This is a genomic window from Streptomyces bacillaris, from assembly GCF_003268675.1.
Lineage (GTDB): Bacteria > Actinomycetota > Actinomycetes > Streptomycetales > Streptomycetaceae > Streptomyces > Streptomyces bacillaris.
In genome coordinates, this window is the sequence record NZ_CP029378.1 from 5,446,824 (window position 1) to 5,461,038 (window position 14,215).

At 70.5% G+C, this 14,215-nt stretch carries 8 protein-coding genes and 2 pseudogenes; 4 read left to right on the plus strand and 6 right to left on the minus strand.

Going from position 1 to position 14,215, the window contains the following annotated elements:
- Window positions 1-61: 61 nt before the first annotated feature.
- Window positions 62-2,638, minus strand: a complete 2,577-nt coding sequence (gene pepN, locus DJ476_RS23615) for an aminopeptidase N (protein WP_112491511.1) — start codon at window positions 2,636-2,638, stop codon at window positions 62-64.
- Window positions 2,639-2,742: 104 nt separating this feature from the next.
- On the opposite strand from pepN (DJ476_RS23615), the gene DJ476_RS23620 reads away from it, so the two are divergent.
- Together DJ476_RS23620 and DJ476_RS23625 are read left to right on the plus strand one after the other, a co-directional pair.
- On the plus strand, window positions 2,743-2,967 hold the full coding sequence (locus DJ476_RS23620; RefSeq protein WP_103418145.1) for a ribbon-helix-helix domain-containing protein: 225 nt from the start codon (window positions 2,743-2,745) through the stop codon (window positions 2,965-2,967).
- 16 nt (window positions 2,968-2,983) lie between these two features.
- Complete coding sequence (locus tag DJ476_RS23625; protein WP_318294776.1) at window positions 2,984-3,307, plus strand: type II toxin-antitoxin system PemK/MazF family toxin; 324 nt, start codon at window positions 2,984-2,986, stop codon at window positions 3,305-3,307.
- 71 nt (window positions 3,308-3,378) lie between these two features.
- Here the strand turns inward: DJ476_RS23625 and DJ476_RS23630 are convergent, their stop codons facing one another.
- The 4 genes from DJ476_RS23630 to pepN (DJ476_RS23650) all read right to left on the minus strand — a co-directional run bounded on the left by DJ476_RS23630 (window position 3,379) and on the right by pepN (DJ476_RS23650) (window position 12,264).
- Window positions 3,379-4,407 (minus strand): aspartate-semialdehyde dehydrogenase, encoded by a 1,029-nt coding sequence (locus tag DJ476_RS23630; protein ID WP_112491512.1) that lies wholly within the window; start codon window positions 4,405-4,407, stop codon window positions 3,379-3,381.
- A gap of 297 nt (window positions 4,408-4,704) precedes the next feature.
- Complete coding sequence (locus DJ476_RS23635) at window positions 4,705-8,013, minus strand: S8 family serine peptidase (RefSeq protein ID WP_208853525.1); 3,309 nt, start codon at window positions 8,011-8,013, stop codon at window positions 4,705-4,707.
- Window positions 8,014-8,265: 252 nt separating this feature from the next.
- Window positions 8,266-9,360, minus strand: a complete 1,095-nt coding sequence (locus DJ476_RS23645) for a hypothetical protein (protein ID WP_112491514.1) — start codon at window positions 9,358-9,360, stop codon at window positions 8,266-8,268.
- A gap of 291 nt (window positions 9,361-9,651) precedes the next feature.
- A complete protein-coding gene (gene pepN / locus DJ476_RS23650) occupies window positions 9,652-12,264 on the minus strand; it encodes an aminopeptidase N (RefSeq protein WP_112491515.1) in 2,613 nt (870 codons plus the stop codon).
- Between the two features lie 188 nt (window positions 12,265-12,452).
- On the opposite strand from pepN (DJ476_RS23650), the gene DJ476_RS23655 reads away from it, so the two are divergent.
- On the plus strand, window positions 12,453-13,103 hold the full coding sequence (locus tag DJ476_RS23655; RefSeq protein WP_103418151.1) for a mycothiol-dependent nitroreductase Rv2466c family protein: 651 nt from the start codon (window positions 12,453-12,455) through the stop codon (window positions 13,101-13,103).
- Between the two features lie 131 nt (window positions 13,104-13,234).
- A pseudogene (locus DJ476_RS23660) lies at window positions 13,235-13,581 on the plus strand (VOC family protein).
- Window positions 13,582-13,849: 268 nt separating this feature from the next.
- Here DJ476_RS23660 and DJ476_RS36100 read toward each other — a convergent pair.
- Window positions 13,850-14,200, minus strand: a pseudogene (locus DJ476_RS36100) (FAD-dependent oxidoreductase); the annotation flags it as partial.
- Between the last annotated feature and the right edge of the window lie 15 nt (window positions 14,201-14,215).

Consider the following 14,215-nt stretch of genomic DNA (forward strand, 5'->3'; position numbering starts at 1 on the left):
CGAAGGGGCGCCCCCTCCGCCGCAGCGGAAGGAGCGCCCCCGGGCACGTACGGACCGACAGCTACGCGGTGGCCGCCGCCGCGTCCGCCGCCTGGGCCTTCAGCGCGCGCTCCACGCCCGCCCGCGACTCCGACATCATCCGGCGCAGGGCCGCGCTCGGCTCGGCCGACTCCAGCCAGGCGTCGGTGGCGTCCAGCGTCTCCTGGGAGACCTGGAGCGTCGGGTACAGGCCCACGATGATCTGCTGGGCCATCTCGTGGCTCCGCGAGTCCGAGACCTCCTTCACCGAGGCGAAGTACTTCTCCGTGTACGGCGCCAGCAGCTCACGCTGGTCCGGCTGGACGAAGCCGCTGATGACCGCTTCCTGCACGGCGTTGGGCAGGTCGCCCTGCTCCACGACCGAGGCCCACGCCTGGGCCTTGGCCTCCTCCGAGGGCTGGGCGGCCCGGGCGAAGGCCGCGTGGCGCTCGCCCGCCGCCGTCTTGTCCCGCTCGTACTCGGCGGCGATCTCCTCCTCGTCCAGCAGCCCGACGGCCGCCAGCCGCTGCACGAACGACCAGCGCAGCTCGGTGTCGACCGTCAGGCCCTCGATCGCCTCCGTGCCGTCCAGCAGCGACTGGAGGAGGTCCAGCTGCTGCGGATTGCGGGCGGTGGCCGCGAAGGCACGGGCCCAGGCGAGCTGGTGGTCGCTGCCCGGCTCCGCCGCGCGCAGGTGCGCGAGCGTGGCGTCCGTCCACTGGTTGAGCGCGGCCTCCCGGGTCTCCGGCGCGGAGTACAGGTCCAGGGCCAGCTTCACCTGGCGGTGCAGCGACTGGACGACGCCGATGTCCGACTCCTTGCCGATGCCCGAGAGCACCAGCGCCAGGTAGTCGCGGGTGGCCAGCTCGCCGTCGCGGGTCATGTCCCAGGCGGAGGCCCAGCACAGGGCGCGCGGCAGCGACTCGGTGAAGTCGCCCAGGTGCTCGGTGACGACCCGCAGCGACTCCTCGTCCAGGCGGACCTTGGCGTACGAGAGGTCGTCGTCGTTGAGCAGCACGACCGCCGGGCGGGCCTGGCCGACCAGCTCTTCCACGGTGGTGCGCTCGCCGTCGACGTCCAGCTCGATCCGGCTGGTCCGGACGAGCTTGCCGCTCTCGTCCAGGTCGTACGCGCCGATGGCGATCCGGTGCGGGCGCAGCGTCGGCTCGCCCTTGGCTCCGGCGGGCAGCGCCGGGGCCTCCTGGAGCACGGTGAAGGAGGTGATCCGGCCGTCGGCGTCGGTCTCGATCTCCGGGCGCAGGATGTTGATGCCGGCCGTCTCCAGCCACGCCTTCGACCAGGTCTTCAGGTCGCGGCCGGAGGTCTTCTCCAGCGCGCCCAGCAGGTCGGTCAGGCGGGTGTTGCCGAAGGCGTGCGCCTTGAAGTAGGCCTGCACGCCCTGGAAGAACGCGTCCATGCCGACGTACGCCACGAGCTGCTTGAGCACCGAGGCGCCCTTGGCGTACGTGATCCCGTCGAAGTTGACGAGGACGTCGTCCAGGTCGGTGATGTCCGCCATGATCGGGTGCGTGGACGGCAGCTGGTCCTGGCGGTAGGCCCAGGTCTTCATGGAGTTGGCGAACGTGGTCCAGGAGTGCGGCCACTTCGAGCCCTCGGCGTACGCCTGGCAGGCGATCGAGGTGTATGTGGCGAACGACTCGTTGAGCCAGAGGTCGTTCCACCACTCCATGGTGACGAGGTCGCCGAACCACATGTGGGCCAGCTCGTGCAGGATCGTCTCGGCCCGCACCTCGTACGCCGCGTCCGTCACCTTGGAGCGGAAGACGTACTGGTCGCGGATGGTGACCGCGCCCGCGTTCTCCATCGCGCCCGCGTTGAACTCCGGGACGAAGAGCTGGTCGTACTTGGCGAACGGGTACGCGTAGTCGAACTTCTCCTGGAACCAGTCGAAGCCCTGCCGGGTGACGGCGAAGATGTCCTCCGCGTCCAGGTACTCCGCCAGCGAGGGGCGGCAGTAGATGCCGAGCGGGACGGACTGGCCGTCCTTCTCGTAGCTGCTGTGCACCGAGTGGTACGGGCCGACGATGAGCGCCGTGATGTACGTGGAGATGCGCGGCGTCGGCTCGAACGTCCAGACGTCGTCCTTCGGCTCGGGCGTCGGAGAGTTCGAGATGACCGTCCAGCCGGCGGGGGCCTTCACGGTGAACTGGAAGGTCGCCTTCAGGTCCGGCTGCTCGAAGGAGGCGAAGACGCGGCGGGCGTCCGGCACCTCGAACTGGGTGTAGAGGTAGGCCTGCTCGTCGACCGGGTCGACGAACCGGTGCAGCCCCTCACCGGTGTTGGTGTACGCGCAGTCCGCGACGACCTTCAGCTCGTTGGGGCCCTCGCGCAGCCCGGCCAGGGCGATCCGGGAGTCACGGAACACGGCGGCGACGTCCAGCGCCTCGCCGTTGAGCACGGCCTCGTGGACGGCGGGGGCGACCAGGTCGATGAAGGTCTCCGCACCGGCCTCCGCGGAGTCGAAGCGCACGGTGGTCACGGACCGGTAGGTGCCGCCCTCCTGCGCTCCGGAGAGGTCGAGATCGATCTCGTACGCGTCCACGGTCAGCAGGCGCGCCCGCTCCTGTGCCTCTTCGCGGGTCAGATTCGTGCCAGGCACGCGGTCATCTCCTTCGATGGTGACGTTTGCGAGCATCCTTCCACGTCCACCCTCGTCGGACGATGGGTAGTGCACCCTTTCTCACTAGTGGTAGCATTTCTGGTATGAAGATCAGTGTGAGTCTGCCTGAGGAGGATGTCGCCTTCGTCGACGAGTACGCGACGAGGACCGACGCCGATTCCCGGTCCGCTGTCATACACGCCGCTATCGAGTTGCTGCGTACCGCAGGCCTTGAGGCGGAGTACACCGAAGCCTTCCGGGAGTGGGACGCGAGCGAGGACGCCGCTCTGTGGGACCGTACGGTGGCCGACGGGCTCACGGATGCGTAGGGGCGACATTCACCTGGTGGATCTGGAGCCCGCCCGGGGAAGCGAAGCCAACAAGGTACGTCCGGCTGTGATCGTTTCCAACAACGCCGCCAACCGATCGGTCGAGCTGTCCGGCAGGGGCGTCGTCGCCGTGGTGCCGCTGACCTCGAACACTTCGCGGATCCTCAGCTTCCAGGTCCTCCTGGCAGCGGAGGAGAGCCACCTCCCGCAGAACTCCAAGGTTCAGTGCGAACAGATCCGAGCGGTCTCCCCCGACCGGGTCCTGAAGCGCATCGGCCAGGTGCCCCGCCAGCGCATGGTAGAGATCGACAGGGCTCTCCGTCGCCATCTCGCCCTCTGATCCGGCATGCGGAAGGGGCGGTCACCGGAGACACTGGTGACCGCCCCTTCCGCGGTGTGTACGGCCGCGCGTCAGCCCTTCAGCTCGGCCGCCACCAGCTCCGCGATCTGCACGGCGTTGAGCGCCGCGCCCTTGCGGAGGTTGTCGTTGGAGACGAAGAGCGCGAGGCCGTGGTCCACCGTCTCGTCGACCCGGATGCGGCCCACGTAACTGGCGTCCTTGCCGGCCGCCTGGAGCGGGGTCGGGATCTCGGACAGCTCGACGCCCTCGGCGTCCTTCAGCAGCTCGTAGGCGCGCTCGACGCCGATCGGGCGGGCGAAGCGGGCGTTGATCTGGAGCGAGTGGCCGGAGAAGACCGGGACCCGGACGCAGGTGCCGGAGACCTTCAGCCCGGGGATCTCCAGGATCTTGCGGGACTCGTTGCGGAGCTTCTGCTCCTCGTCCGTCTCGAACGAGCCGTCGTCCACGATCGAGCCCGCCAGTGGCAGCACGTTGAAGGCGATCGGACGCTTGTAGACGCCCGGCTCGGGGAAGTCCACGGCCTCGCCGTCGTGGACCAGCTTCTCGGCGTCGGCGACGACCTTGGAGGCCTGGCCGTGCAGCTCGGAGACCCCGGCGAGCCCCGAGCCGGAGACGGCCTGGTAGGTGGCGACGGTCAGCGCTTCGAGACCGGCCTCCTCGTGCAGCGGGCGCAGCACGGGCATGGCGGCCATCGTGGTGCAGTTCGGGTTGGCGATGATCCCCTTGGGGCGTACGCGGGCCGCGTGCGGGTTGACCTCGGAGACGACGAGCGGGACCTCGGGGTCCTTGCGCCAGGCGGAGGAGTTGTCGATCACGACGGCACCCTGGGAGGCGACCTTCTCGGCCAGCGCCTTGGAGGTCGCGCCACCGGCGGAGAACAGCACGATGTCCAGGCCGGTGTAGTCGGCGGTGGAGGCGTCCTCGACGGTGACGGCGGAGCCCTTGAAGTCGATCGTGGAACCGGCGGAGCGGGCGGAGGCGAAGAGCCGCAGCTCGTCGACGGGGAAGTTCCGCTCGGCCAGGATCCTGAGCATGACTGTGCCGACCTGACCGGTGGCGCCGACGATTCCGACCTTCACGAGGACTCCTCTGTTCTGTACACCTGTGCGGCTGTGCGGCCCGTTTGCCGCTCCATGATGCGTATGACCGGGCCCGGCTTGTCCAATCCATTGTCCGACCTGCGGACTCTCCGCGCGGGGACCGCAGGATCTGCATCGGCCGTGCGTGCCAAGGGGAACATCTGCGGCGGCCGTCCCCGGGTGTGACCATGAACACGTACAGCGGGCCGGGAAACACGTGCAGCGGGGCGGGAACACGTACAGCGGGGCGGGTGCTCGTGGAGAGCGCCCGCCCCGCTGCCGTTCGTGCGGTGTCCGTTACGGCGTGACCTTCTCGATCACGACGCTGCCGGTGCCCGCGGCGGTGCCGCGCGCGTTGACGAGCTGGACCTCACCGAAGAACTGACGTCCCTCGGGGGCCGCACCGGCGACCACGACCTCGGCGCCGACCTGAGCCGAGGCGCCGTTCGCCAGGCTGTAGGTCTTCGACGCGTCGACCTTCAGGGTGCCGAGCGAGGGCGTGTAGTACACGTCCCGGTAGTCGTACGTGGTCGACCCGGACGGAACCGAGTAGCCCTCGACGATCACCGTGTACGTACCGGCGGCCGGGTTGGTCAGGCTGACCCGCTCCTCGGAGCCGGCCGTGGTGCCGCTGCCGACCTGGGTGGCGCCCCGGAAGACGTACAGATCGAGGTCGGCGTTGGCGTCCGACGTACCGCCGATGGCGAAGTCGAGCTTCTCGACGCCCGCACCGATGGTGACGGTGGTCTGGCGGGTCTGGCCGGTGGAGATCGACGGCTTGTCGACCTTGGCCGAGCCCAGCGAGCCGCCCTTGAGCTTGCCCTCAAGAGCTGCCGCGCCGTTGGTGACCGTCCAGTTCACCGCGGCCGGGGTGCCGACCTTCGCCTCGGCGATGGTCTGCACCGCCGGGTCGAAGGAGGCGCCCAGGACGGAGACGTCCAGCTTGAACGGGTTGTCCAGCAGCGGCGACGTACGGCGCGACTCGACCTCGATCTCCCAGACGCCGGGGTACGGGTCCTTGTAGGAGCGCACGTCCGGGCGGCAGGTGTTGGCCGGGTTCTCGTAGTTCGGGTAGCAGTTGACCGTGGAGGTCGGGTCGACCGGCGTCCCGTACGGGTGCAGGGCGATGAACCGGGTCTGGCTGCCCGAGCGCAGCGCGCTGAGGGCGACCTCGAGGGTCTTGGCGCCCTCCGGCACGTTGAAGAAGTACGAGGTGGTGCCGTTGCGCTGCACCGAGCTCGAGTTCTTGAACGCGTAGCCGGGGTGGTTCAGCTCGTGCGCGACGACGACGGTGGAGAGGACCTGGTGGTCGATCCCGACGGTCTTCTTGTCGTCCAGCTCCAGGATGGCGCTGTGCACGCCCGCCTTCTTGGCCTTCGCCGTGACCTTCAGCTTGACCGGCACGTCGAGCGGCAGCGAGACGTACTCGGGGCTGCTCAACTTGAAGGTGCCGTCGTTGTTCTTCCACGACAGCTTGTGCTGGACGTTGCGGTCCGGACCGGTGGTGCGGGTGACGGTGATCTCGTAGACCTTCGTCTCGCCGACCTTGAGGCCGCCCTCGCGGTCGTAGAGGCCGGTGCCGAAGCCCGGGTCCTTGAGCGCGAAGTCGATCGCGGTGTCGACCGGGGCCTTCACCTTGTACTCGTGCGCCGGGTTGCCCTTCTTGGTGATGAGCTTCCAGGCACCGACGATGTCGATCAGACCCGAACCCTGGACGTGCGCGGGCACGTCCTTGATGTGCGACGCGGAGCTGGTCAGCGCAACACGGAGGTCGGCCGGGGGCAGCTCCAGGCCCTTCTGCTTCGCGGCGGAGAGCAGCAGGGCCGCGGCGCCGGCGGCCTGCGGCGAGGCCATCGAGGTGCCCTGGAGCATCGAGTAGCCGGGCGGCAGGGCGTAGCCCGCCTCCTTGACCGGCCCGCCCTCGGACCAGGTCTGGGTGGTGTTGATCGCCGCGCCCGGGGCCGCGATGGTCGGCGTGAAGCCGCCGTCCTCACGCGGGCCGCGCGAGGAGAAGGGGAGCATGTCGTACTTCTTGGTGACGTTGGAGCCGTAGTTCGCGGCCCAGGTCTCCTTGGAGATCGACGCGCCCACCGAGATGACGTGGTCGGCCAGGGCCGGGTCACCGATGGTGTTGAGGCCCGGACCGCTGTTGCCTGCGGAGATGACGAGCTGGACGCCGTAGATGTCGACGAGGCGCTTGTACAGCTCGGCGCGGGCGTTGTTGCCGTCGTTCAGCGCCGGCAGGCCGCCGATCGACATGTTGACGATGTCGACGCCGCGGTTGACGACGAGGTCGATCATGCCCTCGGTCAGCGCGATGTTGGTGCAGCCGCCGGACCAGGTGCAGGCGCGCGAGGAGACGACCTTGGCGCCGGGGGCGGCACCGTTCATCTCGCCGCCGAACAGGCCGTTGGCCGCGGTGATGCCCGCGACGTGCGTGCCGTGCGAGCCCTCGATCACGCCGATGTTGACGTAGTCGGCCTTGGCGCCGGACGCGTTGTAGACCACGTTCTTACGGGTCTCGACGACGAACGGGATGCGCTCGACGACCTTGGTGCGCGGGTCGTCCTCGCCGAAGTACGCGACCTGGAACTTGTCCTTGTACGGCTTGAGGGCCGTGTCGTCGGAGAAGTCCGCGTTCTCGTTCAGGTCCACCCGGACGGTGCCCTTGACCGGGTCGTACAGCACGCCCCAGACGTCGGTGGTGTCACCGTCGCGGTTGAGGTCGCCCGCCATGTCGCCGCCGGTGGTGGCCGACTCGGCGAAGGTGGCGAACTTGTAGCTGCCCGCCGGGGCGGACCAGGTCTTGCCGGCCGCCGTGAAGGTCGGGCCGGTGACCGTCTGCGACATCTGCAGCCAGGTGCCGTCCCCGTCGGACACCGGGTCGGTGGCGGTGACCCAGTCGACGATCTTGCGCTCGCCGGTGGTGGTCTTCTTCAGCGCCGGGTGGCCGAGGTCGACACCGGAGTCCAGGACACCGATGGTGATCCCGCGGCCGTCGGCCTTCGGGTTCTTCTTCACGAAGTCGACCGCGCCCGTCTCGAAGGACGGGTTGTACGGGTTGGCGGCCGGGGTCTTCTTGCCCGGTGCCGGGTACGTGCCTGTGGCCTTGAGCTGCTTGGCCCCCGCGGCCCGGTCGCCCGAGGGCGTCGGGTCGTCCAGCTTGATCTCCTGCTTGAGATCGATGCCGAGCACGGACTTGAGCTTGGAGGCCGCCTCGATGGTGGCCCCGGCGGTGCTGGTCGGCACCGTCGCCCGTACGTAGCCGAGCTTGTCGTAGGTCTGGCCGAGCACGGAGCCCTTCACGGCGTCCAGCTGCTCGGTGACCTGCTCGGTCGCCCCCGGAGCGGTGGCGATCATCATCGTGATGTTCTTCTCGCCCTTGGCCTCGGCCTTCGCCAGAACTTCGGCGTCGGCCTTGCCGAGCTTGTCGCCCCGGTCGCTCGTGGCGGCCGGTTTGACGGGTGCCGGTGCCGGGTCGTCGACGGCGAACACCGGCGCGGCACCGGACGCCGCGAGGGCGGCAGCCAGGCCGGCAGCGGCCGCGATGCGTGCGGCGCGTCTCGTCCCGGATATGGAGCTGGGGGATTCCTTGGTCATCAGCATCCCTGTAATTGAAAGAGAGAGTCCGGAATTCGGTACCGGATGACCGCTCAGCCTGGCGTAAATGACAGAGGTTTGTGGAGAGTTGACGGAGACGAGTCAGGTACATGGCACAGATCCGCCACTGGGGACGATGCGCCACGTGGGATGAATGAGGCCAAAGCGGCTGCTGGAATCAGGGATTCCGGCTTTGCGGTCCGGACCGCGGGCCCAGTGGTCCGGACCAGTGGAACCGGCGCCACCGGTCCGGACCGCTCAGCGCGGCAGCACCATCACATAGGCCGCGGGCTCCTGGTCGCCCGCCGCCATCAGCGCCGTGCGCACCACTGTGGCCTGCTGCTCCGTCGCCTCGCGCAGCTTCCGCGGGGTGAGGTGGACGACCGTGATCCCGAGCCGCTCCAGCCGCTCCCGCTTGGCGGCGTACGCGGACCACTGCGGGTCCTCCGTGCGCCCCGCGCCCCGGTTCCCACCCCGCCGCTCCGGTTCCGGCGCACCGAACCGGGGTGCCCGGGTGTCCAGTTCCACGGCAACGGCGAGATCCGGCCAGTACGCGTCCACCCCGCCCAGCTCCGGCCCGCCCGGCAGCCGCAGCTCCACGTTCCACAGCGGTTCGGGCAGCCCGTGCTCGCGCACCATCGCGTACAGCCGCCCTTCCGCCGCCGCGCGCCCCTCCGCCAGCAGCGCGTCCACGGCGCCCACCACCGCCGGTCGCCCCAGCACCTTCGCCGCACTCAACTCCCGCACCACGGCACCCGGTTCGCAGTGCCCGGCCCGCACGGCCTCGGTCAGCAGCCGGCGTACGTCCGCCGCGTCGCCCGCCCCCGCCACCGCGTCGGCCAGCGCCCGCTCCACCGGCGCGACGGGCACCCCGGCCAGCCGTACCGGCGGGGGCAGTGCGGCGGCCCGCACCACCTCCACGTACCGGGTCGAGCGCAGCCGCCGGGTCCGCGGCACCAGGACATCGACGCGGTGCAGCGCCTCCAGGTCCGGCGCCGAGGCGAAACCGTGCAGCGCGAGCGCCGCCAGACCGGTCACCATCGCCTCGCCGAACCCGTCGTCCGTGGGCTCCGGGGGCGTACGCCGGGAGGAGGCCGGCGGGCGCCCCGCGTACAACAGGGCGCCGTGCAGCCGCTCCTGGCCGCTGGGCGGGCCCGCGTGCAGCAGATAGACGCCCGGCAGCAGGGGCTGCCAGGGCCCGCCGGGCAGACACTGCGCCGACGTCTGCGCGGCGGAGACACCCCGTGCGCGGAGCTGGGCGGCGGACAGGACGCGGTGGGGCGCGTCCTGGAAGGGGTGCGCGGGGCGCGGGAAAAGCGGGGGCAAAGGGGAGAGCGGGGTGTTCTGGGTCATGGTTGATGATTTCCCGCCAACCCGGGCTGCCCTAACCCCTGTTACATAGCCGTCGACAATTCCGGACAACGCGCCCCTAAAGTACGGGCGTTCGAGGACCGAAAAGGACCGTCGCGCGAAGAATGCGGAGGGGCGCGTCGGGCGGATGTACGAGCGCCGATTTCGCGCCGCGCACACTCCGGACCCGCGCGCCCCCTCCTGCCGGGGCCGCCCCCGATCACGTACGAGGGACGACCCCGCTCACGCACGTGCCGGGGACCCCGCTCACGTACGTACGGGGAATGACCCCGCTCACGCCCGCGCGTCGCACTCCTGCCCGCGCAGCACCCGCGCGAGGTCGTCCCGTGCCTCCAGGACGAGCCGGCGCAGCGCCGGAGCGGCGTCCTCGTGGTCGCTCAGCCAGGCGTCGGTCGCCGCGAGGGTCTCCGGGCTGTCCTGGAGCGCGGGGAAGAGCCCCCGCACCACGTGCATGCCGATCTGGATGGACCGCTCGGCCCAGATCCGCTCGATCACCGCGAAGTAGCGGTCCGCGTAAGGAGCCAGCAGCTCCCGCTGCGAGGGCTGCTCGAACCCGGTGATCGTCGCCTCGACCAGGGCGTTGGAGAGCTTGTCCGACTCCACGACCGCCGCCCAGGCCTGGGCCTTGACCGCCTCCGAGGGGCGCGAGGCCAGGCACCGTACGTGGTGGCGCTTGCCGGACGCCGTGTCGTCGCGGGCCAGTTCGGCGTCGATGGCCGCCTCGTCCGCCGCCCCGTGCGAGGCGAGCGGCGAGAGGAAGGCCCAGCGCAGCTCCTGGTCGACCTCCAGGCCGTCGATCCGGGCCGTGCCGTCCAGCAGCGAGCCCAGCAGCCGGAAGTCCGCCTCGGAGCCCGCGACGGCCGCGAAGAAGCGGGCCCAGGTCAGCTGGTGCTGGCTGCCCGGCTCGGCCTGCCGCAGCTCGCGCAGCGCGCCCTCGGCCAGCGCCCGGCCGCCCTCCTCGCGCCAGGCGGGGGCGGCGTAGTTCACCAGCGCCGACTGCGCCCAGGCGTGCAGCATCTGGAGGACGCCGATGTCGCTCTCGCGCCCGGCGTGCGCCAGCACCAGCGCGACGAAGTCGCGGGCGGGCAGCAGGGCGTCCCGCGTCAGGTTCCACAGGGCCGACCAGCACAGGGCGCGGGCCAGCGGGTCGGTGATGGAGCCCAGGTGGTCGCGGAGGGTGGCGAGCGACCCCTCGTCGAAGCGGATCTTGCAGTACGTGAGGTCGTCGTCGTTGACCAGGATCAGGTCGGGCCGCTCGGCCCCGGCCAGCTCCTTCACCACCGTGCGCTCCCCGGCCACGTCCACCTCGGCGCGGGCGTACCGGGTCAGCTCGCCCTCCGGCGTACGCCGGTAGAGGCCGACGGCGACCCGGTGCGGGCGCAGCTCCGGGTGGGAGGCGGCGGCCTCCTGGACGACGGCCAGCTCGGTCAGCGTCCCGGCCGCGTCGTACGTCGGCACCGGGGTGAGCGCGTTGACGCCCGCGGTCTGGAGCCAGGAGCGCGACCAGGCGGTCATGTCCCGCCCGGAGGTCTCGGCCAGCACGGAGAGCAGGTCGCCCAGGCGCGTGTTGCCGTAGGCGTGCTGCTTGAAGTAGCGCCGCGCGCCCTCCAGGAAGGCGTCCCGCCCCACGTACGCCACCAGCTGCTTCAGGACGGAGGCGCCCTTGGCGTACGTGATGCCGTCGAAGTTCAGCTTGGCGTCCTCCAGGTCGCGGATGTCGGCCGTGATCGGGTGGGTGGAGGGCAGCTGGTCCGCGCGGTAGGCCCACGCCTTGCGGTTGTTGGCGAAGGTGATCCAGCCGTTGGTGAAGCGGGTCGCCTCGACCATCGAGAAGGAGCCCATGAAGTCCGCGAAGGACTCCTTCAGCCACAGGTCGTCCCACCACTCCATGGTGACGAGGTCGCCGAACCACATGTGCGCCATCTCGTGCAGGATGACGTTGGCGCGCCGCTCGTAGGCGGCCGAGGTGACCTTGCCGCGGAAGATGTACTCCTCGCGGAAGGTGACCATGCCCGGGTTCTCCATCGCCCCGAGGTTGTACTCCGGCACGAACGCCTGGTCGTACTTCCCGAAGGGGTACGGGTAGTCGAAGTTGTCGTGGAAGAAGTCCAGGCCCTGCTTGGTGACCAGGAAGACGTCGTCCGCGTCGAAGTGCTTGGCGAGCCCCTTGCGGCACATCGCGCCGAGGGGGATCTCCAGGGTGGTGCCGTCGTCGAACGTACGGGTGTAGTGGTCGGTCACGTAGTGGTACGGACCGGCGACGACGGCCGTGATGTAGGTGGAGATGGGCTCGGTCTCCGCGAACCGCCACACCCCGCCCTCCTGCGACTCCTCGGCCCCGTTGGACCAGACCCGCCAGCCCTCCGGCGCGGTCACCTGGAAGCGGTAGGGGGCCTTCAGGTCCGGCTGTTCGAAGTTGGCGAAGACCCGGCGGGCGTCGGCCGGTTCGTACTGCGTGTAGAGGTAGACCTCGCCGTCCTCCGGGTCGACGAAGCGGTGCATCCCCTCGCCGGTCCTGCTGTACGCGCACCGGGCGTCGACCACGAGGACGTTCTCGCCCTCCAGCAGCCCGTCCAGGGCCACCCGGGCCCCGTCGAACACGGCGGTCGGGTCCAGGGCCTTCCCGTTCAGCGTCACGGCGTCCACGCCCGGCGCCACCAGGTCCGCGAAGGTCGAGGCACCGGCCCGGGCGGAGCGGAACCGGATCGTGGTCAGCGACCGGAACGTCCGCGGACCGGCGTCCCCGTCGCCCCCCTCCGCGCCCCCGCCGGCCCCCTCGGGCCCGTCGACGGCGGAACGCAGGTCGAGCTGGACCTCGTAACCGTCGACGGTCAGCAGCTCGGCCCTCTGCTGGGCCTCGTCGCGGGACAGGTTTTCACCGGGCACGGGCACTCCTTCGTGACGCGCGTCATGTGTCGTGTTCGAACCCATTGATCCTTGCACGCGTCTCCGGCGACCGGTATCCGGTATGCGGTGCCGCCGCACCGGACGACATCGGGGGAGCCCTCCGGGAATGGCGGACCTCCCGGAGGCGTTCTGCCCGACAGCAGCAACCGGCCTTTCTGAGGAGCGAGATGTCCGAGAACACCCCCGCGAACGGCAAGACCCCGGCCGACTTCTGGTTCGACCCGCTCTGCCCGTGGGCGTGGATGACCTCGCGCTGGATCCTGGAGGTCGAGAAGGTCCGGGACATCGAGGTCCGCTGGCATGTGATGAGCCTGGCCGTCCTGAACGAGGACAAGCTGGACGAGCTGCCCGAGGAGTACCGCGACATGCTGGAGAACAAGGCGTGGGGCCCGGTCAGGGTCGTCATCGCCGCCCAGCAGCTCCACGGTGACGACGTCGTCGGCCCGCTCTACACGGCCCTCGGCACCCGCTTCCACAACAACGGCGAGGGCCCCACCCGCGAGGCTATCGTCGGCGCGCTCAAGGACATCGGCCTCCCCGAGGACCTGGTGGAGTACGCCGACAAGGACACGTACGACACCGAGCTGCGCGCCTCCCACAAGGAGGGCATCGAGAAGGTCGGCCAGGAGGTCGGCACCCCGGTCATCGCCGTGCCGGGCGCGGACGGCGAGCAGGTCGCCTTCTTCGGACCCGTCGTCACCCCCGCCCCCAAGGGCGAGGACGCGGCGAAGCTCTGGGACGGCACGCTGCTGGTCGCCTCCATCCCCGGCTTCTACGAGATCAAGCGGACCCGCACGCAGGGCCCGATCTTCGACTGACCTCCGCCTCCGGATGGCCTCCGCTTCGGCTGACCTCCGCTTCGGATGGCCTCTGCCTTCGGAGGGTCTCGGGCCGGGAGTGAGCGCGTGCTCCCGGCCCGTTGTCAGTGGCGGCCCGTACGGTGATGACCATGCGAATCTCACCGGAGATGATCACGATCGACTGCCCCGACCCCAGACGCTGGCCGCCTGGTGGGCCACGGCGCTCGGGGTCGACGGCACGCAGGACTACGGCGAGTTCGTCGTGGTCCCCGCCACCCCGCTGGTCCTCGGCTTCCAGCGGGTGCCCGAGCCCAAGACCGTCAAGAACCGGGTGCACATCGACTTCGCCTCCCCCGACCGCCCGGCGGACGTGGAGCGCCTGACGGGCCTGGGCGCGACGGTGCTGGGCGAGCACTCCATGCACGGCCTGACCTGGACGGTTCTTCAGGACCCTGAGGGGAATGAGTTCTGCCTGGCGGACGAGGGGGCGCACTGAGGGCGCTGGTCGCACCGGTCGACCGGCGGGCCGCACGGGTCGGCTGACGGCCGGTCACCGGGGCGGTGGTACGAGGCATGCGGCCACACCGGCAGGTGGTCACCGGGGCCGGGCGGCGGCCAGGATCCCGGCCACGCCGACGGCCGGTCACCGAGTCCGCCCGGCGGCCAGGGTCTCCGCCACCTCCCGGCCCGCGCGTACCCCCGATTGCGATGGCGCCCTCCAGGTAGCCCGCGTGCTCGTCGGCGGTCTCCGTGCCCGTCCAGTGCACGGGCCCGAGCGGGGCGTGGGGCAGAGGGCTGATGCCCTCGGTGGTTCCCGGCTCGGGCAGGACGACATAGCCACCGCCCGCGTGCTCGTCGAGGTGCCACGCCTTCTCGTGCCAGCTCACCGGTTTCAGCACGCCCGTCCCGAGGTGCGGGACCAGAGGGGCGAGCAGGACCTGTCGGCGTTCCTCCGCGTCCAGGTCGTCCAGGGCGCGCGCCTCGGGCCCGGCCACGAGCGTGCACAGGTGCCCCGGCCCGCCGGGCGACCCGGTGTCGAACACCGCGCGCCCGGGGGAGTCGAGCACCAGGAACTCGGCCCGCCCCCGGTCCCGCCAGAACGGCCGCTCGAACACCGCGACGCCTTGTAC

Coding starts and splice junctions, on each gene's coding strand:
- DJ476_RS23620 (WP_103418145.1), top strand. CDS start 2,743: ATGAAGATCAGTGTGAGTCTGCCTGAGGAGGATGTCGCCTTCGTCGAC.
- DJ476_RS23635 (WP_208853525.1), bottom strand. CDS start 8,013: ATGCTGATGACCAAGGAATCCCCCAGCTCCATATCCGGGACGAGACGC.
- DJ476_RS23645 (WP_112491514.1), bottom strand. CDS start 9,360: ATGACCCAGAACACCCCGCTCTCCCCTTTGCCCCCGCTTTTCCCGCGC.
- DJ476_RS23655 (WP_103418151.1), top strand. CDS start 12,453: ATGTCCGAGAACACCCCCGCGAACGGCAAGACCCCGGCCGACTTCTGG.